This window comes from Clostridium bornimense (genome assembly GCF_000577895.1).
Taxonomy (GTDB): domain Bacteria; phylum Bacillota; class Clostridia; order Clostridiales; family Clostridiaceae; genus Clostridium_AN; species Clostridium_AN bornimense.
Genome location: NZ_HG917868.1, coordinates 796,245 through 821,574, shown reverse-complemented (window position 1 = coordinate 821,574; position 25,330 = coordinate 796,245). Strand labels below are relative to the sequence as shown.

General features: G+C 28.9%; 24 protein-coding genes, 1 riboswitch and 1 other annotated feature. Of the genes, 4 read left to right on the top strand and 20 right to left on the bottom strand.

Annotated elements, in window-relative coordinates:
* Position 1 precedes the first annotated feature (1 nt).
* The 8 genes from CM240_RS03700 to ndk form a co-directional block, all read right to left on the bottom strand.
* Positions 2 to 622, bottom strand: a complete 621-nt coding sequence (locus CM240_RS03700; RefSeq protein WP_044036579.1) for a phosphoribosylanthranilate isomerase — start codon at positions 620 to 622, stop codon at positions 2 to 4.
* A complete protein-coding gene (locus CM240_RS03695; RefSeq protein WP_044036577.1) occupies positions 623 to 1,390 on the bottom strand; it encodes an indole-3-glycerol phosphate synthase TrpC in 768 nt (255 codons plus the stop codon).
* Positions 1,371 to 2,402 (bottom strand): anthranilate phosphoribosyltransferase, encoded by a 1,032-nt coding sequence (trpD, locus tag CM240_RS03690; RefSeq protein ID WP_044036575.1) that lies wholly within the window; start codon positions 2,400 to 2,402, stop codon positions 1,371 to 1,373. The genes CM240_RS03695 and trpD overlap by 20 nt, the downstream gene beginning before the upstream one ends.
* 5 nt (positions 2,403 to 2,407) lie before the next feature.
* Positions 2,408 to 2,977, bottom strand: a complete 570-nt coding sequence (locus CM240_RS03685; RefSeq protein WP_044036573.1) for an anthranilate synthase component II — start codon at positions 2,975 to 2,977, stop codon at positions 2,408 to 2,410.
* The gene (trpE, locus tag CM240_RS03680) at positions 2,974 to 4,350 is read right to left on the bottom strand and encodes an anthranilate synthase component I (RefSeq protein ID WP_044036571.1); all 1,377 of its coding nucleotides are present in this window, start codon (positions 4,348 to 4,350) and stop codon (positions 2,974 to 2,976) included. Before trpE ends, CM240_RS03685 begins: the two co-directional genes overlap by 4 nt.
* Positions 4,351 to 4,400: 50 nt before the next feature.
* Positions 4,401 to 4,642, bottom strand: a binding site (T-box leader).
* A 64-nt stretch (positions 4,643 to 4,706) separates the two neighbouring features.
* Positions 4,707 to 5,633, bottom strand: coding sequence for a cysteine synthase A (gene cysK, locus CM240_RS03675; protein ID WP_044036569.1), 927 nt, complete (start codon positions 5,631 to 5,633; stop codon positions 4,707 to 4,709).
* Between the two features lie 55 nt (positions 5,634 to 5,688).
* Complete coding sequence (locus tag CM240_RS03670; RefSeq protein ID WP_044039704.1) at positions 5,689 to 6,120, bottom strand: RrF2 family transcriptional regulator; 432 nt, start codon at positions 6,118 to 6,120, stop codon at positions 5,689 to 5,691.
* A 228-nt stretch (positions 6,121 to 6,348) separates the two neighbouring features.
* Positions 6,349 to 6,747, bottom strand: coding sequence for a nucleoside-diphosphate kinase (ndk, locus tag CM240_RS03665; RefSeq protein WP_044036567.1), 399 nt, complete (start codon positions 6,745 to 6,747; stop codon positions 6,349 to 6,351).
* 172 nt (positions 6,748 to 6,919) lie between these two features.
* Here ndk and CM240_RS03660 point away from each other — a divergent pair, with 172 nt between their 5' ends.
* On the top strand, positions 6,920 to 8,284 hold the full coding sequence (locus CM240_RS03660) for a D-alanyl-D-alanine carboxypeptidase family protein (protein WP_044036565.1): 1,365 nt from the start codon (positions 6,920 to 6,922) through the stop codon (positions 8,282 to 8,284).
* A gap of 391 nt (positions 8,285 to 8,675) precedes the next feature.
* Here CM240_RS03660 and CM240_RS03655 read toward each other — a convergent pair whose 3' ends face one another.
* From CM240_RS03655 to CM240_RS03625, 7 genes are all read right to left on the bottom strand, one after another.
* Positions 8,676 to 9,371, bottom strand: a complete 696-nt coding sequence (locus CM240_RS03655; protein WP_044036563.1) for an OmpA/MotB family protein — start codon at positions 9,369 to 9,371, stop codon at positions 8,676 to 8,678.
* Entirely contained in the window at positions 9,352 to 10,248 is an 897-nt protein-coding gene (locus CM240_RS03650; protein WP_044036561.1) for a hypothetical protein, read from the bottom strand. Before CM240_RS03650 ends, CM240_RS03655 begins: the two co-directional genes overlap by 20 nt.
* 66 nt (positions 10,249 to 10,314) lie before the next feature.
* Positions 10,315 to 10,779 carry a stalk domain-containing protein gene (locus CM240_RS03645; protein ID WP_044036553.1) on the bottom strand — a complete coding sequence of 155 codons (465 nt, stop codon included), beginning with the start codon at positions 10,777 to 10,779 and terminating at the stop codon, positions 10,315 to 10,317.
* A gap of 175 nt (positions 10,780 to 10,954) precedes the next feature.
* Entirely contained in the window at positions 10,955 to 11,605 is a 651-nt protein-coding gene (locus CM240_RS03640) for a ribonuclease H-like domain-containing protein (protein ID WP_044036551.1), read from the bottom strand.
* Positions 11,606 to 11,814: 209 nt separating this feature from the next.
* Positions 11,815 to 12,627, bottom strand: a complete 813-nt coding sequence (locus tag CM240_RS03635; protein WP_044036549.1) for a MetQ/NlpA family ABC transporter substrate-binding protein — start codon at positions 12,625 to 12,627, stop codon at positions 11,815 to 11,817.
* A 31-nt stretch (positions 12,628 to 12,658) separates the two neighbouring features.
* Positions 12,659 to 13,318, bottom strand: coding sequence for a methionine ABC transporter permease (locus CM240_RS03630; protein ID WP_051483664.1), 660 nt, complete (start codon positions 13,316 to 13,318; stop codon positions 12,659 to 12,661).
* Entirely contained in the window at positions 13,308 to 14,282 is a 975-nt protein-coding gene (locus tag CM240_RS03625) for a methionine ABC transporter ATP-binding protein (protein ID WP_044036547.1), read from the bottom strand. The genes CM240_RS03630 and CM240_RS03625 overlap by 11 nt, the downstream gene beginning before the upstream one ends.
* A 134-nt stretch (positions 14,283 to 14,416) precedes the next feature.
* Positions 14,417 to 14,513, bottom strand: a riboswitch (SAM riboswitch).
* Between the two features lie 232 nt (positions 14,514 to 14,745).
* Here CM240_RS03625 and CM240_RS03620 point away from each other — a divergent pair.
* The 3 genes from CM240_RS03620 to CM240_RS17195 are packed head-to-tail and all read left to right on the top strand — an operon-like array spanning position 14,746 to position 16,921.
* Complete coding sequence (locus CM240_RS03620) at positions 14,746 to 14,970, top strand: FeoA family protein (protein WP_044036545.1); 225 nt, start codon at positions 14,746 to 14,748, stop codon at positions 14,968 to 14,970.
* A gap of 1 nt (position 14,971) precedes the next feature.
* Positions 14,972 to 16,753 carry a ferrous iron transport protein B gene (gene feoB, locus CM240_RS03615; RefSeq protein ID WP_044036543.1) on the top strand — a complete coding sequence of 594 codons (1,782 nt, stop codon included), beginning with the start codon at positions 14,972 to 14,974 and terminating at the stop codon, positions 16,751 to 16,753.
* A 12-nt stretch (positions 16,754 to 16,765) separates the two neighbouring features.
* Positions 16,766 to 16,921, top strand: coding sequence for a FeoB-associated Cys-rich membrane protein (locus CM240_RS17195; RefSeq protein WP_084485361.1), 156 nt, complete (start codon positions 16,766 to 16,768; stop codon positions 16,919 to 16,921).
* A gap of 16 nt (positions 16,922 to 16,937) precedes the next feature.
* On the opposite strand, the gene CM240_RS03610 is transcribed toward CM240_RS17195, so the two are convergent.
* The 5 genes from CM240_RS03610 to CM240_RS03590 form a co-directional block, all read right to left on the bottom strand.
* Entirely contained in the window at positions 16,938 to 20,855 is a 3,918-nt protein-coding gene (locus CM240_RS03610) for a triple tyrosine motif-containing protein (protein ID WP_044036542.1), read from the bottom strand.
* A gap of 331 nt (positions 20,856 to 21,186) precedes the next feature.
* Complete coding sequence (gene argS / locus CM240_RS03605) at positions 21,187 to 22,875, bottom strand: arginine--tRNA ligase (protein ID WP_044036534.1); 1,689 nt, start codon at positions 22,873 to 22,875, stop codon at positions 21,187 to 21,189.
* A gap of 250 nt (positions 22,876 to 23,125) precedes the next feature.
* Positions 23,126 to 24,286 carry an amidohydrolase gene (locus CM240_RS03600; protein ID WP_044039702.1) on the bottom strand — a complete coding sequence of 387 codons (1,161 nt, stop codon included), beginning with the start codon at positions 24,284 to 24,286 and terminating at the stop codon, positions 23,126 to 23,128.
* Between the two features lie 30 nt (positions 24,287 to 24,316).
* On the bottom strand, positions 24,317 to 24,817 hold the full coding sequence (locus CM240_RS03595) for a tryptophan-rich sensory protein (protein ID WP_051483663.1): 501 nt from the start codon (positions 24,815 to 24,817) through the stop codon (positions 24,317 to 24,319).
* 100 nt (positions 24,818 to 24,917) lie between these two features.
* Positions 24,918 to 25,289 carry a hypothetical protein gene (locus tag CM240_RS03590; protein ID WP_044036532.1) on the bottom strand — a complete coding sequence of 124 codons (372 nt, stop codon included), beginning with the start codon at positions 25,287 to 25,289 and terminating at the stop codon, positions 24,918 to 24,920.
* Positions 25,290 to 25,330 lie beyond the last annotated feature (41 nt).

Genomic DNA, 25,330 nt, shown 5'->3' with positions numbered 1-25,330 from the left:
ATTAATAGCCCCTCTCTTTTAATTCTTTTACTTTATTCATAAATCTTTTAATTTTTTGAGAAGATTTAACTCCATTTACTTCCAAATATGATGATAAATCAATAACTTTAGGCTTAACTTCTTGCATAGCTTTTTCTAAATTTTCTTCATTAATACCACCTGCTAAAAATAGTTTTTCTCTTATATCATCACTTAATTCTTTTAACCAATTCCATTGAAATACTTCTCCACTTCCACCTTTAGCTCCATCGACTAAATATCCTGCTAAATTAGCAATATTCTTATATTGTGTTATTTTATTTATAGAATCTTTATCTCTCAAATTGAAAGCTTTAATAACTGGAATCTGTAAATTTTCTACAAATTCTACAGGTTCATTACCATGCAATTGCACAAAATCTAAACCAACTTCATTATAGGCTTTTAAGATAAATTCTTTGGAATTATTCTGGAATACTCCAACTTTCTTTATATTTTTATAGTCACAAGAAATTTCTTTAGCTTTTTCTATAGTAATTTTTCTTTTACTATCGCAAAAAACAAATCCAACATAATCTACCTTCAATTCCTCTAACAAAGCTACATGTTCTTTTTCCTTTATTCCACATATCTTAATTTTCATTTAATAACCTCTTATATTGCTGATAGTTTCAACAACATTTTCTGATTTCATAAAAGTTTCTCCAATTAAAACAGCACTACATCCAAGTTCTCTTATCCTTTTTATGTCTTCTGCTGTTTTTACTCCACTTTCACTGACTATATATGCTCCACCACTCTTGGCATATTTTACTAGTCTTTCTAACTTTTCGAAAGATACGTTGAAATTATTAAGATTTCTATTATTAATTCCTATAATAGGAACATTAAATTTCAAAGCTCTTCCTACCTCTTTTTCATCGGCAGTTTCACATAATACTTCTAATCCCTTAGATACTGCATATTCATATAATTCTTTAAACTTATCATCATCTAAAATCTTGAATATTAATAATATTACATTAGCACCATTGGCCTTTGCTAAATCAATTTGACATTTATCTATAATAAAATCTTTACATAATATTGGTATATCTATCAATTCTCTTCCACGTTTCAAATCACTAAAGTTTCCTTTAAAAAACTTTTCTTCAGTAAGAATTGATACACATCCACAACCTGCTTTTTCATAATAAGGTATCTTATCTTCTGGATTGCAAATATTTATATCTCCTTTAGATGGAGATGCTCTCTTAAATTCTCCAATTATAACAACATCATCAGATTGTTCTAATACATTAAGAAATGATATTTTTTTCATTACTACATCATTAATATTTTTTGCTTCTTCCTTTAATGATGGTAGTCTTTTCTCCTTTTCTTTTATAATCTTATCTAATATTGCTTCCAACGTTATTGCTCCTTTCAATTAGTTGTTCTAATTTTTCATATGCTATTCCCGTATCTAGTGCCTTTTTACTAAGTTCAATTCCTTCTTCTATAGTATCAGTTATTCCACAAGCTATAAGTCCTAATGCTGCATTAAATACTACAACTTCTCTATGAGGTCCTTCTTCTCCTTTTAATACAGCTTTTAGTATTTCTGCATTTTCATTTGGTGTACCACCTTTTATTTCCTCTAATGAAACTTCTTTAATTCCATAATCACTTGCTTTTACTTCAATATTTTCTATCTCACCATTTTTTAATATAGATATATAATTTATTCCTGTTAATATTGCTTCATCAACTTTATTATCACCATTAATAACTACTGCATTTTCTCTTCCTAAAATCTTTAGTGCCTCTGCCATTTTTCCTACATATTCTTTTCTTGGTACCCCCAAAAGTTGTCCATTTAAATCAAATGGATTTGTTAATGGTCCTATAAGATTTAATACTGTTGGTATTTTTAATGCTCTTCTTACTGGCATGACGTACTTCATCTTTTTATGAACATTAGGAGCAAAAATAAACACTATTCCTATTTCTTCTAATATCTTTTCCATTGCTTCATTATCTAAATCAATTTTAACTCCTAATTCAGTTAACACATCTGAAGATCCGCTCTTAGATGATATTGCTCTATTTCCATGCTTTGCTACTTTTGCTCCAAGCGCTGCTAATACAAACGAAACTGTTGTTGAAATATTAAAAGTATTAGCACCATCTCCACCAGTACCACAATTATCCAATAAATTTTTGTGCTTATAATTAAACTTTGGCGCATAATCTTTTATCGCCTTAGCTATATATGCTATTTCATTTACTTTTTCCCCTTTTGTCTTAAGTGCTAAAAGTCCTCCTGCTATCTCTGATTCAGTAGCATCACCACTAAAAATGAATCTTCCTACTTCATAAGTCTCATCATCAGTTAAATCTTCCTTATTGCATAACTTTAATAAACTATCTTTAAATTCCATTTCCTTTACCCCCTAACTATCTCTATATAATTTTTAATAATTTTCTTTCCCTCTTCAGTAAATATTGATTCTGGATGAAATTGAACTCCCATTATCATTCCATCTTCTGAAGAAACTGACATTATTTCATTGTCATCTAAACTTCTACTAGTTACATTTAAACCTTCTAACTTATCATCTTTAACTACTAATGAATGATATCTCATAACTCTTAATGGATTGGGTAATCCTTTAAATAATCCTTTACCATCATGATTAATAAGTGATGTTTTACCATGCATTATTTTTTGTGCTTCCACTATCTCTCCGCCATTAACATATCCTATAGCTTCATGACCTAAACAAATACCTAAAATAGGAATATCCTTTATATTTCTTAAAACCTCTAAAGAAACTCCACTATCTTCTGGTCTTTTAGGTCCAGGTGAAATTATTATACCCTCTGGTTTTAGTTCTTTTATTTCCTCTAAAGTAATCTCATCATTTCTTTTAACCATAATATCTTTATATATTTCCCCTACATATTGATAAACATTGTAAGTAAATGAATCATAATTATCTATAATTAAAATCATTCTATTACCTCCAAAAGCGCTCTTGCTTTATTAATTGATTCTTCATATTCTTTTTCTTCATTGGAATCATATACAATGCCTGCTCCCCCTTGAACATGAGCAAGTCCATCTTTAAAAATAATTGTTCTTATTGCAATGCAAGTATCAAAATCTCCACCATTAGAAAAATATCCTATAGCTCCACCATAAATTCGTCTAGCACAAGGTTCTAACTCTTCTATGATCTCCATAGCTCTTACCTTTGGTGCTCCACTTAACGTTCCAGCTGGCATTATACTTTTAAGTGCTTCTAACTTTGATATATCTTTTTTCAATTTTCCTTTTACTTCAGATACTAAGTGCATTACTCTTTTATATTTTTCAATAACCATAAATTTATTTACTTCTACAGTTCCTATATCTGATATCTTTCCAATATCATTTCTACCTAAATCTACTAGCATTAAATGTTCTGCTCTTTCCTTCTCATCATTTTTTAATTCTTCTTCTAATTTCAAATCTTCTTCGGGAGTATTTCCTCTTGGTCTTGTCCCAGCAATAGGATTAGTACTAACTACTCCATCAATAACCTTTACTAACCGTTCTGGTGATGATCCTGCTATTTTAAAATCTCCAAAATCCATATAAAACATATATGGTGAAGGATTTGTTCTTCTTAATTTTCTATATATACTAAATTCATCTTTTACATATTTTTTTGTTATTCTTTGTGAAGGAACAACTTGAAATACATCTCCACGAACTATATATTCTTTACATTTAGTTACCATATTCTTAAATGAATCTTTAGTCATATTTGTAGTGAAATCATTTTGTTCCTTAATAAATTCCTTTTCCTTATAAATTTTATCGCTACTAACAAAATTGAAATCCTCATCTGTTACATCTTGATTTACATCTGTTACTAAACATAAATAATAATTATTGAAGTGATGATCGAATATAATAAATTTTTTATAGAACATCAAATATGACTTTGGTACTCCAAGTGTATCAGGATTCTCAAATTGTACCTTTTCATAGGTAGCTTTCTCATCATAGCCTATATATCCTAAAGCCCCTCCCAAGAAAGGAAATTTTTCATAACTCTCAACTTCAAATTCTATTTCTTCTTTTAAAAATGCTAATATATCTTTTTCTAAAATTTCTTCTTTTTCTTTGTAAATAACTTCTATTTTATTTCCGTAACTTTTAACTTTTTTATAAGGATCAGTAACTAATATCGAATATCTTCCACCTAGTGCACTTTCAAGTATCATTTTATTTTGTCCTTTCAGTCTCTTGAACAATGTTATTGGTGTCTCCTCATCCCCATTTAATAACTTATATGATAATTTTTTATCTTTTCCTAAAAACAAAACTTCTATTTCCATTTTCTTGCCCCCTTTTCTTTTATAAACAAAAAAGCCCTCTACGCCTAAGCGTAGAGGGCTTGAAATCGCGGTGCCACCTCTATTACAAATATGTTTCAACATATTCATATCTCTTTTTAGGTACTAACATACCCTATCCTGTTAACGGTGGAAGCCGTGTCCCCTACTTTTCTACTAGAATTTCAGTTTCCTCTCGTAAGTCCATTCAATAAAGATTAAATATCGATTTACACCAACCATCGACTCTCTAAAAATTAATTCTTAATCTACTCCTCTTACTCATAGATTTAATTCGTTTTTCTTAATTCCATTATATTCCTATCTTTTATTTTGTCAACAACTTTTTTTATAAAATTTTACACTTCATCAAATACTGGAGTAGAAAGATATCTAAGTCCTGTATCTGGTAAAATTACAACTATATTTTTTCCTAATTCTTTTTCAGCTACAAGTTTTGCTGCATATAAAGCAGCACCTGAAGATATTCCTGCTAAAACACCTTCTGTTCTAGCTAACTCTTTTACAGTTTTAAAAGAATCTTCATTTGAAACTTGTATTATCTCATCTATAAAATCTTTATAAAAATTATCTGGAACAAATCCAGCTCCTATTCCCTGTATCTTATGTGCTCCTGGTTTACCTCCTGATAATACTGGTGAATCTTTAGGTTCTACAGCAATGATCTTAATATTTGGATTTTTACTCTTTAAATATTCCCCTATTCCTGAAATAGTACCTCCAGTACCTACGCCAGCTATTACTACATCAACTTTTCCTTCAGTGTCTTCCCAAATCTCAACAGCAGTAGTTTTTTTATGATACTCTGGATTTGAAGAATTTGTGAATTGTTGTGGTATAAACGCATTAGGAATCTCTTTTGCTAATTCTTCTGCCTTTTGTATCGCTCCCTTCATTCCTTCACTACCTGGAGTTAATACTAATTCTGCACCATAGGCTTTTAGTATTTTTCTTCTTTCAATACTCATTGTTTCAGGCATAGTTAGAATAACTCTATATCCTTTAACTGCTCCAACAAAAGCTAACCCAATCCCCGTATTCCCTGATGTTGGTTCAATTATCACTGAATTATCTTTTAGTAATCCTTTCTTTTCAGCATCCTCAACCATAGCCAATGCTATTCTATCTTTGACACTACCAGTTGGATTGTATTCTTCTAGTTTAGCTATAATTCTAGAATTTAACTTATTGTTTTTTGAGTATTTTCCCAATTCTAACAAAGGTGTTTTCCCCACTAATTCAATATAATTTTTAGAAATCTTCATTTTTATCCTCTCCTTACTATTTCTATCGTTTTACTAGGTATTAAAGTTAAAAAAATTATATATAATACATAAATGGATCTTTTTCATCCTTTTTATATTCATCTATTAAATCTTGCAATGTAATACTAGTTAAAAAATTAGTTATAGATTCGTCTAACTTATTCCATACTAATTCTTCAATCACTTTATCTAGCTTATCATCACTTTCTACTGAAGACATTTGTAAAAAGTCCCCTTCTAATGCTTTAAGTACAGTGTATATTGTTGTATCTTCAGGTTTTACATCTAAAGAATATCCACCTTGTGATCCCTTTTTACCTACTATTATCTTACTTTTTCTAAGCAAAGAAAAAATTTGCTCTAAATATCTTTCAGAAATATTTTGTCTCTCACTGATACTTTTTAATGTCACGATATCTTCTTTTGAATATATTGCTAAATCAATTAAAGCCTTTAACCCATATATTCCCTTTGTTGAAATCTTCAGTGTCATCACCTCATTCTTACTTTTCCTACTTGTTTAATGTGATTATACCTTCTTTTTACATTTAAGTCAAGAATTTTTTTACATTTCATTAATCTATATATAATTAAAGTATGATATTCCTTATTTTATGTTACATTAAAATCAAAATAATACTAAATAACAATTATAAACAAAAAATGGCTGCGCAATCTATTTTCCCCATGCAAACAGCCACTTATTACTATTATTTTATTGAAACCATAAATTTATCTCTCTTTGAGCTGTTTCAATACAATCAGATGCATGAACTAAGTTTTTAGTAGTTTCAAAAGCATACTTTCCTCTTATACTGCCCAACTCCGCTTCTAATGGATTTTTATTACCATTAACTTTTCTTACTACACTTACAGCGTTAGTTCCTTCTACAATCATTGCTACTACACTTCTCCCGGTTAAATAATCTACTAACTCATCAAAAAAATCTTTTCCTTTATGTTCTTTATAATGCTCTTCCACCAATTGTCTACTAGGAACAACCATCTTAATATCTGCTATATGAAGCCCCTTTCTTTCATAGTGAGCAATTACTTCTCCTATCAAACATCTTTCTACCCCATCTGGTTTAACTAATGCTAACGTTCTTTCCATATCATTAACCTCCCAACAAAACTCTATTAATATTTTATCAGATAATTATGTGAATTTAAAGATTTTTCGGAAAATTCAAAACATTTATAACTATATAACAAATATTTGAGTATATTCTTTGTAAATGTTATACTCTATAATAGCGATTAATATTAAAAAGGTGATTACAATTATGAAAATAAAAAGTATATTATTATCTGTTATCTTAGTATCTGCTACTATATTAAATCCTATACAGGCTAAAGCTAATACTATAAAATATCCTGAAATAGAAAGTAAATATGCCATCACAGTAGATGTAGATACTGGAGATGTAATTTATTCTAAAAATGCTGAAGAAAAAGCTTTTCCTGCATCTATAACAAAACTTATGACAGCTTTAATTTTAACAGAGAATACAAGTCCAACTGATACTATAGAAATAGAACCTTATACATTAGAGCAAGAACCTTCTGCTTTGTATGAGTACACTCATTTAACAATTGGACAAAAGTTAACAGCTGAAGAAGCATTAAATTGTATACTAATTGCTTCAACTAATGATATAGCTGAAACTATCGCTACTAATATACCTACTGTAAGTAATGGCGATACTTCACAATTTATAGAAATGATGAATAAAAAAGCTAAAGAACTTAATATGAAGAACACTCACTTTGTAACAGCTAGTGGTTTAGATACTAATACTTCAGATCATCAAACTACAGCTTATGATATATCTTTACTAGCTAGAGAAGCTTACAAAGTTCCTGAAATCTTAGCTGCATCTAAAATTCCATCTTATGTACATGACTTTGGAAATGGAGAAGTTCGTTTAAGAAATACTAATAGATTTATAAATGGAGATTATCCTGATCTTACAGATAGTACATGCATTGCAAGTAAAACAGGCTTCACTGATAAAGCTGGTAGATGCTTAACATCATTATTTGAAAGAAATGGACGAAAGATGCTGGGAGTTGTTCTTTTTGCACCTTCTAGTGAAGCATCTTTTACCGATATGAAATCAATAATAGATTACTCTTATGAAGCTAAAAAGTCTATATATTCTGGCAATAAATTCAATAGTAGTGATTCTGTTGAATTTACTACTGATGCATCAGTAGGTTCAATAGATGTAAAGTACAAAGTTTTTAAAACTTTTGGTCCTGAGAAAACAAAAAATGTGGATCTTTATATAAAGGATAATGTTGAAATATATAACAATGACTTTAATACAAAAAATACTACTGTTAAATATAGCATAGATGCTGATGTTTTTAGAAAAAATAATACAGACCCTATTGGATCAATCATCATTAATGAAAAAGAAAACTCTATAGAAATTCCTGTATATTCATCAGTTTATAGAGATACTATTCTAACTGAAAATGAATCCTACTACAGTTGGTTTAGAATAATAAAATGGAGTATAGTAATTTTAACTATTGTAGTAATAATATCAATTATAAGTATCGTATACTTATTTAAGAATAAAAAAAGGAACCGTAATAAATCAAAATATATTATAAATAAACAAACTAAATTTAAAAGATAATAAAAAGGCTGTTGCACAAATGAGTGTAGCAGCTTTTTCAGCAAAATAGAGCAAATGAAAGGTATAGTGCAGGGCACAAGTATCAGGGCACAAGGCACAGGTATGGATGAAATTCCTGGGGAATTTCTGAAATTTTAAGTGTTTAGTTGAATATTATAAGTTAGGCTATTCTCTTGCTTATATCACAGCTAATATAAAAGTTATTACAGGGGGCTAATGAAGGTTGCACCTTCATATAGCTTGGTGAATATATGGATTTATAGTAAATATGAAAACACTTTGCTGTCCGCAGGACTATAATAAAATTCCTCTCAAATAGGAATTTTCACCTTACTTGTGCCTTGTGCACTAATAAATATAAATTTATATAATTCACTATGTAGTATTTTTATTATTTATCTTCTTTACTAAAAAACGTTTTTATTGATTCTTCTATGTCTTTATCATTGAAATTTATACATACCTCTATTCTTCTATTAAGATTTTCTTCTTCTACCGTTTGATTCTCTACAGTACCGGCTTTAGGTGAAAACTTACTCATACCGGAGGCTTTGAAAAACTTTCCATAAGTATCTTCATCTTGGCCAGATAACATTTCATTTACAAATGCCCCTGCTCTATCTGTAGATAAAAATCTATTATATTCCCCTGTATATGTATTATCAGTATGTCCAATTACTTCAATAGATTCTATCTTATCTCTATATTGATCATTAGATAAAAATTTTATTAATACATCTCCTAATAATCTTGATAATTCTTTTCCTTTATCAGTAAGTTCATAAGAGTCTACATCAAAAAGTATCTCTGTATTAATTTCTATTACTCCAGTGCTCTTGTCAAAAACTATATATTCTCCTAATTGAGGTTTTAATTCTTGTTCTACTTTTTCATATAGTAGGGCTCTATTTTTTCCTATATCATCAAACTTATTATATGTATTTTTCAAATTGCTATATTTTCCATAAATTAATGTAGTAAAAATTATCATCATAAATATACATACTAACGCTATAGTACTCATAACATCTACAAAAGATGGCCAATAATTAAACTCAATATCTTTATTATCTTTTATTTTTCTCATCTATATCCCCCACCAACCTATACATATCATCCATAAACTTATTTAATCGTTGGCCTTCTATAGCTGTAGAATATTTATCTATATTAGAACTTAATTCTTTTGTGGCTTCTTCATTTCTTTCACTAACCCTTCTCAAAGAGTCAACAGATCTTTTAAAGTCATTGATTGGCCTAGACAAAGATTGAATTTCTCTCTCAAAAGTTCCGCTTATATTATCACACATATTTCTCATAGCAGTATTCATATTTTTAGTTAAATTTAACAGCAATCTTTCAAAATCTGAATCTCTTTCAGCTAATAGTATGTTATCTAAATAATTCTCCATAAGACTATAATATTTTTCTCTATATGGTACATATGTAGCTATTGCTATTGCTCTTAATAATATAGATGATAATATACCTGTTATTGAAGTAAAAAAAGCTGTTGACATTGAACTTAGTGGTATTGAAATTCCATTAAGAAATTCATCTATATTTCCTCCCTCAACTATGATTTTGTCTATTACCGTATGTATTGAACCTATTGAACCCGTTAACCCTATAAATGTACCTAATAATCCTAAAACTATTACTGTAGATATAATATATTTCATATAATTTTCCATAGTACAAATTCTAGTAGGAATTTTTTCATCAATTAAAGCTTCAGTGTTTATATTTTTTATTCCATTTTTCAGATATTCATTGAAGGTATCTATAGTTTCCTTTACCAATATAGAATTTCCTTCTTCCTTTTTTAACTTTCTAATGTTAATATCCTCTACTGCTTTAAAATATACTTTCCTCACTAAAATAGCCATAGTTATATATGTTATAGCCAATATCATGATAAATATACATATCAGTATTCCTATAAATGATTGTTCAAAAAACATATTATCTCCTCCTCTTTATATACATATGAGAAGACATAAAAAAAAAGTCCATTACTGGACTCTTAATTATCTTAAAATTACGTTATCGTCAACTATCTCTACATATACTCCAAATAAATCTCTTAAAATTCTACTTTCTATCATAACATGATCGTTCTTCACTTGAACATCAGAGAATTTTTTCTTATTGTTATATCCGTTTGAGAGAGTTACGATATTATCATTATCTACTTTGATATTTTTTCCTGAAAACTTAATTATCAACTTATAATCTTCGCTCTCTGTTATATTTTTAATTCCGATTAATCTTGCTACAGCTGTTAAAGGAAGATATACTTTGTCTCCATCTGCAAAAGGAGCTACAGGAACTATAAACTCTTTTCTAGCTTTTATATCCTTTTTACATTTTTTTGAATTTAATTTAAAAACGCCTTTTCCATATTTAGACACTCTAATCGTTTTCACGATAAACATATATAATGAAACTAACATTATAGCTAAATATAATGTCACTAAAACTGCAAATATCATAACTACACCTCCTATATTAATTTTTATATCTCTATACTATAATTATATGTTTTACATTTTTTTATGTCAATGATATTTGGAAATATTCTGAAAAATTTAGCGTTATTAATACCATTTAGTTGATAGTTAAGCTTTTTAAAACTACAACTAACCACCAACTAAATACATATTATTACTATTTATCTATGAATTTATTCCATAAAGTATTTATCAAAAATAGGTTATAAACATCTTTTTCATTATAAATTAAAATTTTATCTATTTTCTCCTTTGGTATTCTATAACAATACTCTTCATCATGAAACATCTTACCTATAGTCTTTGCCAAAGTATTCCCAGAAATGACTTCACTATCTCTATCTATATTAAAAATTTTTTCTAAATTTTTAAGTCCAATAATTTCATTCTTAGCCTTTTTATATTCTTCTTGAATATCTATAGATGCGAACTCTTTGTTAACATCCATATCTATTTTATACTTTTTAAACAAATATCTAATTACTGTAAAATCATTATTGCCAGAAAAAGTTGTAATATATTTTTTTCCAAATTCTTTTTTTAACTTTTCTAATAACTCTTTTCCTTTATGTAATACCACTCTTACATCTTGTCTATTTTCAAGCATATACTGTACTACTCTAAATTCATTATTCTCTTCATCTAAATACCCAATTCCAAAAACTCCAACGCATATAGGTACTTTATATACATAATGTTCTAAATCTAAATATATAGATTTTTTATATAACTTCTTTTCTCCATTAACTTCTAATAATAACTCTTCATTTATCTCATCAATAGGAATTACCGTCTCTCTTATTAGCATTAATTCACCTTCTCATGGTTTTTATTCATACATTATATTATATATCCATATTAGCAAAAATTAAATACTACTAAATACTAAATGCTAATTCTCAATTCACATTTCACAATTCTCAATCATTGTGCACTGATAAAAAAAGCTGCCGCTTACGAAATTTAATCGTTCTTGCGACAGCTCCTATGTGATAGCTTTTTACTAAAATTTATTATTTAAAATGCTGGTACAATACTTCCATTGTACTTTTCTTCAATAAAACTCTTAATTTTATCTGAAGTTAATGCTTCTTCTAATGCCTTAAACCATTCAGTATTTTCGTTTCCTTCTTTTGTAACTAATATATTAGCATATGGTGAATCATTTCCTTCAATAAATAAAGCATCTTTTAGTGGATTTAAATTTGCTTGTATTGCAAAATTAGTATTTATAATTGATAAATCTACATCTTGTAGTGAAACCGGTAATTGTTCAGCTTGCATTTCAACAATTTTTAAATTTTTAGGATTTTCTGTTATATCTAATACAGAAGGAATCTCTGTATCTTTAAGTTCAATGAGCCCTTTTGATTCTAATAGTTTTAGTGCTCTTCCTCCATTAGATCCGTCATTAGGTATAGATATAGTAGCTCCATCTTTAAGTTCTGACACATCTTTTATTTTACTTGAATATGCTCCCATTGGTTCGATGTGTATTTTAGCACCTGCTATTAAATGTGTTTTTTGTTCCTCATTAAAAGTTTCTAAGTATGGTGTATGTTGAAAGAAGTTTGCATCTAGACTTCCTTCTTCTGTTGCTGTATTAGGAAGTACATAGTCATCAAAAGTTTTTATTTCTAACTCATATCCCTTTTCTTTTAAAATTGACTTTGCTTCTTCTAAAATTTCTGCATGAGGTACTGGTGACGCCCCCACAACAATTTTAGTCTTATTTCCATCATCTGCAGCTTTTTCTTCACTTCCACAAGCTGTTAATGATAATGCAACTATTGCTGTTAATGATAATGCTATTAGCTTTTTTAATTTCATAATTCAATCTCTCCTTTTCCTCACAATAATATTATTTTAATTTTTTATATAAAACATTCCCCACAGTTTGTATTAATTGAACAACTATTATTAATACTACAACGGTATAGAACATTACTTTGTTATCAAATCTAGTATATCCATATGTTATAGCAACTTTACCTAAACCATTTGCCCCAACTGCACCAGCCATAGCTGAATATCCAATTATTGATATTATTGAAAGTGTTATTCCAGATATTATTGATGGCATAGCCTCTTTTACAACTACCTTAAATATAATTTGCATATTAGATGCACCAAAAGATTTAGCTGCTTCTATAAGTCCTTTATCAACTTCCTTAAGTGCTGATTCAATTATTCTTGCAATAAACGGTGCTGATGCTATAGTAAGTGGGACAATAGCTGCCGTTTCTCCAATACTTCTCCCAACAATAAATCTAGTAAAAGGTATTATTGCTACTATTAATATAATAAAAGGAAAACTTCTTAAAATATTAATTACTATATCTAAAATTTTATATATATACCTATTAGGTCTTAATCCATCCTTATCAGTAACAAATAATATTATTGCAAGAACAAATCCTATTATTGATGCTAATATTGTTGATGTTATAACCATATATAATGTATCTTTTAATGCTGGTAACAATATTTGCTGTAAAAATAACGGAAAATTATCTGTCATTAGTTATTACCTCCCATACTACCTTCTTACTATCTAAATAGTTTTTAACTCTATTAATATTGTCTTTATCAATATTAATAATCAATGCTCCTAATACATCATCTCTAAATTTCTCTAGTTTACCTCCAACTATAGAAAAATCTATATCTAACTCTCTTGCCATTGATGTTATTACTGATCCTTCAGAACTCTCTTTTGGAAATACTATCCTTATATTAGTTCCTTCTTCAGGTAATAACTCATCTTCTGCTTCTCCTAGTAAACTCTTTAAAGCTTTAGGCTGATGTAAAAATAATTCCTCAACATATCCTTCAGCTGCAATTTCACCTTTTTCTAGAATAGCCACCTTGTTACAAACTTCTCTTACAACTTCCATTTGATGAGTAACAACTACTATAGTTATACCTAATTTCTCATTTATTTCTCTTAATAACTTTAATATAGATTTTGTCGTTCTAGGATCTAGAGCTGATGTAGCTTCATCACAAAGTAATACATTCGGTTCTAATGCTAATGCTCTAGCTATTGCTACTCTTTGCTTTTGCCCTCCACTTAGTTCTCTTGGTTTTGATTTCTTTTTTTCTTTTAAATTTACTATTTTCAATAATTCATTTACTCTAGCCTCTATCTTACCTTTAGGATATCCCCAACATTCCATAGGAAGTGCAACATTTTCATATACTGTCTTTCTCTCTAATAATGAAAAATGTTGAAATATCATTCCTAGATTTTTTCTAAAATTTCTTATCTCTTTCTCTGAAAACTCTTTAACTTCTTTTCCTTCAACCTTTAACGATCCATCATTATAAGTCTCCAGTCTATTTATACATCTTAATAATGTTGATTTTCCTGCCCCACTTTGTCCAACTAATCCATATATTTCACCTTTATTTATAGTTAGATTAATGTCTTTTAAAACTGATACATCGCCAAAACTTTTAGTTAAGTTTTTTATTTCAATCATAATATTTCCTCCAAATACCTTATACATAATTCCTATTACTATACTAGGTTTTCTATTCATCATCATTTAACTAAATTAGCAATCTTCATAGAAATAAATAAAACTCGAGGAAAACTCGAGTTTTTATACGATCTTCCTCATCTTTCAGCTTAATACTGATGGATTTAGCACCTTAATTTCTCAGGTTGCTGGGCTTCATCGGGCCATTCCCTCCGCCTCTCTTGATAAGTCAATATTTAATTATGTTATATACATTATATTTTGATGATTTAATATTGTCAACACCTTTATTTTTTAATTATTCTATTGTGACATTGCAAATTATATTTGTCCTACATATAATATAATTGAGAAAAATATTCAATTATGCTATTATACGGTTGAGAATAATTTTCATGACCAATAATATTTTATTGTTCATATTCTTATATTTTTTACATAAACTTTAAATTAGGAGGAATATATGAGTTTAATAGAGCTAAAATTAGGACAACCAGCCTTAATCACAAAAATAGACTGTGATAAAAAACTAGTAAAAAGATTAAATGCTTTAGGTTGCCTAGAAGGAACAGAAATAAAAATTAAAAGAAAAGCTCCACTAGGAGATCCTATAATAGTTAATTTTAGAGGGTTTGATTTAGCCTTAAGAAAAAAAGATGCTAAAAATATATTCATCAAGGAGGCATAAAATGTTAACAGCCGCACTAATCGGTAATCCCAACGTTGGTAAAACTACACTATTCAACACTTTAACAGGTTCCAATTATAAAGTTGGCAACTGGGCTGGGGTAACCGTCGAAAAAAAAGAAGGTTTTTTAAATAAAAATATTAAAATTGTAGACTTGCCCGGAATTTATGCAATGGATACTTATTCTAATGAAGAAAAAGTTGCTAAAACTTTCCTTGAAACAGAAGAAGTCGATGTAATCTTAAATATTGTAGATGCATCAAATTTATCAAGAAATTTGTATCTTACTACAGAATTAAAAAAATTCAACAAGCCTATTATACTATTACTAAATATGATGGATATTGCTGAAGAAAAAGGTATCAATTATGATTTAGCAAAGCTAGAAGCTAATTTAGATTTATATATAGTTCCTATTTCTGCCACTAACTCAAAAACTTTAAATAAAGTTATAAAACTTCTCGAATCTGAAGATTTTAGTAGTTTATCTACTTCCTCTAAATATAACTTTACCTCAGAAGCTGAAACTTACAAATATATAGATAGAATTCTAAAAGATTCAACTATCTCTTTAGGAAGTAACGATGAAGATAAATGGACTAAAATTTTAGATTCTATTGTACTAAATAGATTTTTAGCTTTTCCTATATTCTTCTTACTTTTATTTTTAATTTTTAAACTTACTTTCTCATGGGTAGGACAACCACTTTCTGATCTTTTAGGAGATATTATGGAAAACAACCTTATTCCTTATTTATCTAATTTACTAAAAGATTCTTCACCTTGGTTTTCTTCACTTATTGTAGATGGAATTATTGGAGGTGTAGGTCAAGTTATTGTTTTTCTTCCTGTTATCCTTTGTTTATTCTTAGGAATATCAGCTTTGGAAGATAGTGGCTATATGGCTAGAACCGCTTTTATAATGGATAAATTGATGCGAAGTATGGGATTATCAGGCAAAGCTTTTATTCCTTTTATTATAGGATTTGGATGCTCTGTTCCTGCTGTAATGTCATCTAGAACTCTAGAAAGTGAAAAAGATAGAAAACTTTCTGCACTTTTAGTACCATTTATAAGTTGTAATGCCCGTTTACCTGTTTACACATTGTTTGCTAGTGTATTTTTCTTTGGTTATGAAACAGAAATTATTTTTTCATTGTACTTACTAGGTATATTTGTAGCTTTTTTAATGGGAATTTTACTTTCTAAGACTTCATTTAAAAATGATGATGAACCGTTAGTTATCGAAATACCTAGATATCAAATTCCAAACATAAAAAATCTTTGTCGTAACACTTTAGAGAAAGCTTCTGGATTTATAAAAAAAGCTGGAACTTTAATTTTCTCAATGTCTGTACTGATTTGGATTCTGTCTTCTTTTAATTTAACAGGATATATAAGCAATGATAATATTAATGACTCTTTTCTTGCTTATATAGGAAAATTTATTGCACCTATTTTTACTCCTCTTGGATTTGGAGATTGGCAAAGTTCTGTTTCTCTTATAACTGGTATAATGGCTAAAGAAGTTATATTAGGCACAATGGGTGTAATTTATGGTGCTGGGCAACAGCTATCTAGTGTTTTACCATCACATTTCACAGCTGTTTCCTCTTACTCCTTTTTAGTATTTGTACTTCTTTATACTCCTTGTATATCTGTTATTGGTGCTATGAAAAAAGAATTCGGAGGTAAATTTGCTACCTTCTCAGTAATATTTCAATTTGTTGTAGCTTGGATTGCAAGTTTTATAATTTTTAATATTGGATCTGCAATATTCTAAGGAGGATATTTTATGGAAATAGTTATAGGTGCTTTGATAATATTATTAGCTATATATCTTCTTTATTCTAATATAAAAAAAAGCAAATCGGGATGTCACTGTAAAAATTGTTCATCTAAATGCCCTGCATATAAAAAAGATGATAAAAGTAATACTGGCTTAAAATAAGCCAGTATTATTTTTTTTAAATTATATCTCCATTAATTATGTCAAAACCATCAATACTTATAATATTTCCTGTTGCTGAACTATTAGCACTTCCTGTATACTCTATTGTTATTGTGTGTGTTCCTGATGATAAGTTCTTATCTGAATATACATATGTCCTTGGTACAAAATTATTACTATACATGTCTACATTATATACTTTCCCATCTATTGTTACTTTTGCTATTCCTCTATTAGATTTTTTTGATGCTATTATGCTTATTCCTGTTCCTGTAAACTTAAATGTTGCTTTTGATCCTTTTATATTTGTTCCTAGCGCTTTTCCTTTGCTATAGTCTTTATACTCTAATATATTCCACTTGCCGCTATAACTTATCTTTTCATTATCTTCTTCTATTCTCTTTGTTATTGGCTTTGTTTCAGTCTCTACAATATCTCCATCTATTATATCCACTCCATCAAAGCCCATTGTTGCATTTGCATCACTTGTCATTGATAACCCTGTATACTCTATGGTTATTGTATGCTTTCCTGATGATAATCCCTTCTTCTGGAACATATATACTCTTGGTTGTGATGTGCTACTATACATATCTACTGTATATACTGTTCCATCTATTGTTACTTTTGCTATTCCTCTTGTATTATCCTTTGGTCCTATTAAGCTTATTGATGTTCCTGTAAATGTAAATTCTGCCTTTGCTCCACTTTGGCTTGTTGTCTTTATAGTACTTCCACTGTATTTATCTCCATTTACTGTCTTCCAACTTCCTGTATACTTGATATTTGTATTTGTTTCTTCTACTCTTACAGTTTTTCCTTTTACAACATAATTCATTTTTCCATAAATAACATTACCTTTTGAATCCTTCACATCAACCCATATTTTATAATTTCCTGATGATTTTGGTGTCCATGTTACTGTATTTGATGTTCCATATTCTCTTAACGTACTCCATCCACTATTAGATTCATATATAGAAAATCTATATTCTTTTGCATTATTAGCCTTTGCAGTTATCTTTATTGAAGTTCCAGTTACTTGTGGTGATGCCTTATCTGTTGTTATCACTATGTCTTCATCTGATTCTTCTACTGTACAACTTGCACTATCTGAATCACTATTTCCATCACTATCTTTAACGTAAACTAATAATTCATAGTCTCCTGCAACTGATGGTGTCCAAGTTGCTGTCTTAGTAGTTGAATAATCTCTTATTACTGTTTCCTTACTATCTTTTCTAGCTACAAATTTATATTGTACTGTTCCACTTCCACCAGATGCACTTGCTGATAATTTTACTGTTTCTCCTACCTTTACAGACTTGGAACTTACTGTAAAACTATCTATTGATAAATTGATTGTTTTCTTTTTTATTGTATAAGTTATAGAATCATAATCTCTATTTCCATCTTCATCTTTTACAGTAACTTTAATATTGTAATCTCCCTTAGTATCCGGCTTCCATGTATAAGTGCTTTTATCAGAATATTCTTGTACTACTTCTCCATCTATTTCAAATCTATAAAGAAGATCTCCAACACCACCTGATGCATTTGCAGTAATTTTAATTGTACTACCTTCTAATTGTGGTGATGCTAAATTAGTTGTTATACTATCTAAAGAAAGTTCTTCATTTCCTTTAACCTTTTTAAATTTGTATTCTTCTTCCGCTTTATTATTTCCATTTGTTGCTACCAATTTTACTGTTATAGTGTCTCCAACGTTACTATCTTCACCTATAGTAATTTTTTCACCATTAGTATAAGCTCCTTTTTTTACACCATCTATATAATAAACTGCTGATGTAGCATTAGTATATCCTAATGTTAATGTCAACTTGTCTACAAACTCTCCTCCAGATTGTGATATAGAAACTGTTGGTTTCTTATTTGGATTATCATAAGGCTCCCATGATCCATCTTTATAAATCATAGATCCTTCAACGGTTAATCCTGGAGTATCTATTCCAGTTGGATATTTATTACCTTCCTTAGTTCCATCAGTAAATATTATTCTTGCATTACTATAGTCTTCTGGCATTTCATAATAATATATTCCATCATCACCTTTTGTCATAGGTAATCCTGGCCATTTAGCATTTTCTTTTACTGTAGCTGCTGTAGGATCATCATTATAAACATATGCATAAGCATTAGGCCATGATGATGGCTTTTCCATATATGCTATATTTCTTTCATTTGGATCCTTTTTCTTAAAAGTATAAGTTACTGGATCTGAAGTTTTTGTTCCATCTGTAGCTGTTAATGTAACTTTTACTGTTTCTCCTACTTCTTTATCCTTACCAATTGTAATTTTTTCTCCATTAGAATATGTTTTCTTTGCTCCACCATCAATACTATAAGTACCTGATGTTGCATTAGTATATCCTAATGTTAAAGTTAAGGAATCAATAAAGCTTCCTCCTTCTTGTGAAATTGTTGCTTTTGGCTCCTTTACTATAACTGGTTCTTTATATATAAATGCAGTTTTACCACTTTGAACTTTACCTGTTAACACTCCACCAGAAACCCTAAATGTTCCACCACTAGTTCCTAAATCCTTATATTCTCCATCTGGTAAATCTACTTTAACATTAACGTCAGCTCCGCCATCCATATTTATTACTGCTACACCTTTATTTCCACGTTTTATTATCAATGTGTTATTATTTATTGCTTCAATATATTCCTTTTCTCCAATCATAGCATTGTGAAATTTATTAGTTGCTATTACTTCAGCATCTTTCCACATATTTTGTGATACTCCCATAGGTCCACCTAAACCATAAGTACCTGGCCACTTCGCTGTTCTTTCTACCATTCCTGTAAAAGCTGGCCTATCATAAAATAATGGAGTTCCCTTTTCTCTTGATGCCACTATTGTATAACCTTTTTCCATTTGCCAATTATTAAAATATCTAGTACCTCCATTTACGTTAGGAGTACTCCCTGTATCATTAGCAAAATGATCATGTGTTTCAATATATGTTACTAACCTACTAGGATCTGCACCATCACAACAATAATTAAGAATTGCGTTAACATTACTTATGTTATTATTATTAATAACATTATCTCTAAGATTACGTGAATAACTATCGGCGCCAGTAAACATAATTTTATTATATTCTGTATAATTAGAAGTAGCATCTTGTAATACTTCTCCATAAACAAATGCATCTGACTTCTTTTTATAAATAGCATCTAAAATTGTAGGCCAAAAATCACTTCCACCATCATCATTAGGAAGCTCTATATGTTTTGCCATATCAAATCTAAAACCATCTGCACCATCATCGATACACTTATTTAAAAATTGTATAACATAATTTTGAACATCCTTATTAGAAGTATTTAAATCAGGTAAATCAACAGCTAAATCCCCATGTGTTACTTTCCATCTATTATTTTCATAATCACTACCATTTATTACCCCTGCATTATGAAAATATGCATTATTATCTTTTAAACTTGGATCTGTTTCATTATCTCTTATTAAATGATTTGCTACTACATCTACTATTATCTTTACTCCGTACTTATCTGCTTCTTTGCACATCTCTTTAAATTCTTCTTCAGTACCAACAATATGATTTCCTATTGAATATCCAGTTGGACGATACGTGAAAACCCATTCCCAAACATTCTGTCCTGGAGAACTTGAACACTGTTGTATTGGAGATACTTGTACTGCAGAATAACCATTCTCCGCTATTTCTTTCATTCTATCCTTAATAGTATTAAACCTCCATGTAAATGCATGTAGTATAACTCCATCTTTTGTTTCTTTTGCTAATCCATATTCATTTGTGTAATCAGTTGCCGCATGAACTTCAATTTGTGGACTTATTTTTATATCACCACAGATTAAACTAACAGTCAAGATAGTTGTAGTTACTAAACTAGTTAATCTTTTTAATGCTTTCCCCATATTTACCCTCCTTGATTTTTAACATAATAACGTTTACATTGATAATAATAAAATTTTAGAAATTTACCAATAACACCTTCTTTTTAATATTATTTTACGAGGATAACTAGTATATAAATTTCTATTAATCAAATAAATATTTATCTAGCAACTATAAATCATAATTAAAATTATACATCAACGTCACCAAATGAAATTACTATAATTTATATAAATATTTTACTATATTTTATACATTTTTTCAATATAATTATATTTTTTATAAAAATAAAGAGTATTTTATCCTGGCTTTTGCCATTCTAAAATACTCTTTATTACTATATTTTATATATTACATCTCTTCTACAGTTTCTAATCCAATTAAATAAAGTGCTTTTTTAATTACTATAGAAGTTGCTTCTACCAACTTTAATCTTGCTTTCTTAACTTCTTCTTCTGCTGTACCTATTGGTAATGCGTTATATACTTTATTAAATGCTTTTGCTACATCTATAACATATCTAGTAACTACAGAAGGTTCGTTTCTTTCTATACCATTTAATATAGCATCATTTAATCCATCTAATGTCTTTATAAGTTCAAACTCTTCTTTAGATGTTAATAAGCTATAATTTACATCTCCTTCAACTGTTCCAAACTTTCTTAAGATAGACTTCGCTCTAGCATAAGTATATTGTACATATGGACCTGTTTCTCCATCAAAAGAAAGCATATCATTCCAATCAAATACAATATCTTTATCTCTTGAATTTTTAAGGTAAGTAAATACCATTGCACCTATACCAACTTTTTCTGCAACTTCTTCTTTATTTTCGAGATTTGGATTTTTTTCGTTAATTATTTCAAGAGTCTTATTTACTGATTCTTTTAATAAATCATCAAGGAAAATAACTTCTCCTTTTCTAGTTGAAAGTTTTCTATCAGCAAACTTAACTAATCCAAAGCTAACATGAACACAATCCTTAGCCCACTCATGTCCTGCTAATTCTAAAGTTTTAAATACTTGCTTAAAATGTAATGCTTGTGGTCCTCCAACTACATAAAGACTCTTTACAAAATTGTATTTTTTCTTTCTATATAATGCTGCGGCTAAGTCTCTTGTAGCATAGATTGTCGCTCCATCTGACTTTAAGATTATACATGGTGGCATATTATATTCATCTAGGTTTACAACTTGAGCGCCATTACTTTCTGTAAGAAGATTCTTATCTTTTAACTCCTGTACTACAACGTCCATTTTGTCGTTATAGAAAGCTTCTCCATTATATGAGTCAAATTTTACGCCAAGTCTATCATAAACCTTTTGGAATTCTTTAAGTGAAGATTCTCTAAATTTCTTCCATAATGCTACAGCCTCTTCATCTCCATCTTCTAATTTTTTGAAATACGCTCTTCCTTCATCTTCTAATGATGGATCTATATCTGCTTCATCATGAAATTTAACATATATTCTTAAAAGTTCTTTTATTGCATCTTTTTCAAGAGCCTCTTCATCAACCCATCTCTTATATGCAGATATTAACTTACCGAACTGTGTTCCCCAATCTCCTAAATGATTTATTCCTACAGAATTATATCCTTGAGAATTGTACATTCTATATAATGCATTACCAATAGCAGTGGAAAATAAATGTCCAACATGGAACGGCTTTGCTATATTAGGTGATGAGAAATCTATAACAACATTTCCACCTTTACCAATATTAGAATTTCCATACTCTTCTCCAGCTTGTAAAACACCTTCTAATACTTGTTTTCCAAAAGCCGATTTATCTAAAAAGAAATTTAAGTATGGTCCTAATGCTTCAACCTTCTCTAAATTGTCCTTATTAATTTTTTCTGCAAGGTCAATAGCTATTAAATTAGGAGCTTTTTTCATAACTTTTGAAAGAATAAAACATGGAAATGCAAAATCTCCCATATCTGATTTAGGTGGTATTTCTATTTTATCTACTATAGTATTGGCATCTAAATCAACTATTTCTGCAATTTTTTCACTAATTAAAACTTTATAATCCATATTACAACCTCCATATATAAATAATATTCACAAAAAATAAATCCGTCTCATATAAAGAGACGGATTATCCGCGGTACCACTCTATTTGACATAATGTCCACTTGTATAAGAAACTCTCCAACAGCTCTTTTCGCATATATCCACTGTAGAACTTCCACCATCATCTACTCTCTATAAGCTTATTATATGTTACTTTTCTCTTTCACCGAGTTAAAATATTTAATTACTTAATTAAATATTATTTTATTCCTTAATTATTGTCAAGATTATTATAAACTATTTTCCCATCTATTATTGTATACAAAATTTTACTAACATATTTAAATGGATTATTATCAAAAATCACTAAGTCACAATCTTTACCTACTTCAATACTACCGACTCTTTTATCAATTCCTGAAATTTTCGCTGCACTTATTGTAATCATCTTTAAGGCATCCTCTTCATCCACTCCATTTTTACATGCTTCAATAGCAGTATTAAGTAAACCTGAAAATGGCATTACAGGATAATCTGTAGTTAAAGCCATTTCTAGTCCTTCATTGAACAATTCTGTAATAGTACTTATTCTTTTATTCTTTAGCTCTTGTTTTCCTCTAGATGAAAGCATAGGTCCAACTATAACTGGTAATTGATTTTCTTTTATATATTCTTTAATAAGGTGTCCCTCTGTACAATGGTCTAGAGTTATATCTATATTAAACTCCTTCTTTATCCTGATTGCAGTCGCTATGTCATCAGCTCTATGACAATGGCATTTTAATGGGATCTCTTTATTTAAAACTTTCACTAAAGCTTCTAATTTTAAGTTTCTTTCATAATACTCTCCCTTTGATTTTAGAATATTTACTCTATGATTATAACTCTCAGCCTTATAAAAATTTTCTCTTAAAATTGCTGCCACTCCCATTCTAGTTGACGGCATTTTATTTTTACTTTTATAAATTCTTCTTGGATTATCTCCAAAAGCCGCCTTAAGTGCAGCTTCTTCTTTTATTACCATTTTATCAACTACTATTCCTTTAGTCTTTATAGCAGCAAAGGTTCCACCAATTACATTCGCCGAACCTGGACCTGTAAGAACAGTAGTTACTCCTGCTTCTCTAGCGTCTTGAAATCCGCTATCAAAAGGATTTATACCATCTATAGCTCTCAGCGATGCTGTAATAGGATCAGTGCTTTCATTAATATCTATTCCTTCACCGGCTCCTACATCTTGACCATGTAATCCTACATGGCAATGGGATTCTATAAAGCCTGGAGATACATATGCACCATTCAATTCAATAGATTCACATCCCTCTATATTTATATTAGCCCCAATATCTTTTATCTTGCCATTATCTATAAGTATATCACCATAGAAGATCCCATTAGTAACTGTATGAATCTCCCCGTTTTTTAACAAAATCACTTTATCACCTTACTTCTTAACATTTACTCATTGTTCTTTATTCCTCTTAATTATATATACTAACAATACAAGTGCGAATAATAACCATATTAAGTATGGTAATAGTAATATAGCTGATAATATATCTAATTTAATTAAAGAAATTATCAATGATATTACTAATAATATTAATATAATGATAGTAAATAATGCAAGTTTCCTTTTCTTAAACTTAAAAAAGATAAAACTCCATAAATAATTAATTATTAACTGAGATATAAATAATGTTAATTGTATAACTGTGTTTTCTCCGGTATTAGTAATCAAAATAATTCTATATAATGACCATGCCATAAGTATGTATAGTATTATCCATATGATCTTAAATAAAATAGCTGGTGGCGCAAATTTAGGTCTACTAAAACTATAATACTCTTCTTTTGTATTTGGATTAAATAACGATACTACTATAGACATCATTATCATAGCTAAAACAATAGCTACTAATAAAATAAGGTCATATTCTCCTTTAAATGATATAAGCTCCACATTCTCCCCCTAATTTATTATTACTTTATATAAATCTATATGATTTACGTAAAAAAATATTACCAATAATTAAACACATAACTATTGGTAATACTTTATACTATAAATTCATAATCCATAACCAATATACAATTATAGATATAATAGAAAAGGAATATAAATATGGTATATAACTATTTAGAGGATCATAATCTAATTTTTCTACAGTAAGTATCATATTTAACACAAGTACCATATCTAAAATAGTTAACAAAAATACCATAGCTAAATTAGTAATAAAATAATAAAATATTATCCATAAAACAAATATAAGTATTTGCAGACCAGCTATAATTATTACTTCTTTAACTATTTTTTTTGAATAACTACCTTTACTTTTTAGTGGGTATACTTTATATATGGTGTATGCCAACAAACCTAAATATATAATCCATAATAGAAAAAGAATGATGGAAGCTGCTGAACTGATCATAAAAAACCTCCATTTTAAATTAATCGATTTCTATTAATATA

Bases quoted from the DNA above. Each gene is read 5' to 3' on its own strand.
- CM240_RS03700 (WP_044036579.1), bottom strand. From the start codon at position 622: ATGAAAATTAAGATATGTGGAATAAAGGAAAAAGAACATGTAGCTTTG.
- trpD (WP_044036575.1), bottom strand. From the start codon at position 2,402: ATGGAATTTAAAGATAGTTTATTAAAGTTATGCAATAAGGAAGATTTA.
- CM240_RS03685 (WP_044036573.1), bottom strand. From the start codon at position 2,977: ATGATTTTAATTATAGATAATTATGATTCATTTACTTACAATGTTTAT.
- trpE (WP_044036571.1), bottom strand. From the start codon at position 4,350: ATGGAAATAGAAGTTTTGTTTTTAGGAAAAGATAAAAAATTATCATAT.
- cysK (WP_044036569.1), bottom strand. From the start codon at position 5,633: ATGAAGATTTCTAAAAATTATATTGAATTAGTGGGGAAAACACCTTTG.
- ndk (WP_044036567.1), bottom strand. From the start codon at position 6,747: ATGGAAAGAACGTTAGCATTAGTTAAACCAGATGGGGTAGAAAGATGT.
- CM240_RS03660 (WP_044036565.1), top strand. From the start codon at position 6,920: ATGAAAATAAAAAGTATATTATTATCTGTTATCTTAGTATCTGCTACT.
- CM240_RS03655 (WP_044036563.1), bottom strand. From the start codon at position 9,371: ATGAGAAAAATAAAAGATAATAAAGATATTGAGTTTAATTATTGGCCA.
- CM240_RS03650 (WP_044036561.1), bottom strand. From the start codon at position 10,248: ATGTTTTTTGAACAATCATTTATAGGAATACTGATATGTATATTTATC.
- CM240_RS03645 (WP_044036553.1), bottom strand. From the start codon at position 10,779: ATGATATTTGCAGTTTTAGTGACATTATATTTAGCTATAATGTTAGTT.
- CM240_RS03640 (WP_044036551.1), bottom strand. From the start codon at position 11,605: ATGCTAATAAGAGAGACGGTAATTCCTATTGATGAGATAAATGAAGAG.
- CM240_RS03635 (WP_044036549.1), bottom strand. From the start codon at position 12,627: ATGAAATTAAAAAAGCTAATAGCATTATCATTAACAGCAATAGTTGCA.
- CM240_RS03630 (WP_051483664.1), bottom strand. From the start codon at position 13,318: ATGACAGATAATTTTCCGTTATTTTTACAGCAAATATTGTTACCAGCA.
- CM240_RS03625 (WP_044036547.1), bottom strand. From the start codon at position 14,282: ATGATTGAAATAAAAAACTTAACTAAAAGTTTTGGCGATGTATCAGTT.
- CM240_RS03620 (WP_044036545.1), top strand. From the start codon at position 14,746: ATGAGTTTAATAGAGCTAAAATTAGGACAACCAGCCTTAATCACAAAA.
- feoB (WP_044036543.1), top strand. From the start codon at position 14,972: ATGTTAACAGCCGCACTAATCGGTAATCCCAACGTTGGTAAAACTACA.
- CM240_RS17195 (WP_084485361.1), top strand. From the start codon at position 16,766: ATGGAAATAGTTATAGGTGCTTTGATAATATTATTAGCTATATATCTT.
- CM240_RS03610 (WP_044036542.1), bottom strand. From the start codon at position 20,855: ATGGGGAAAGCATTAAAAAGATTAACTAGTTTAGTAACTACAACTATC.
- argS (WP_044036534.1), bottom strand. From the start codon at position 22,875: ATGGATTATAAAGTTTTAATTAGTGAAAAAATTGCAGAAATAGTTGAT.
- CM240_RS03590 (WP_044036532.1), bottom strand. From the start codon at position 25,289: ATGATCAGTTCAGCAGCTTCCATCATTCTTTTTCTATTATGGATTATA.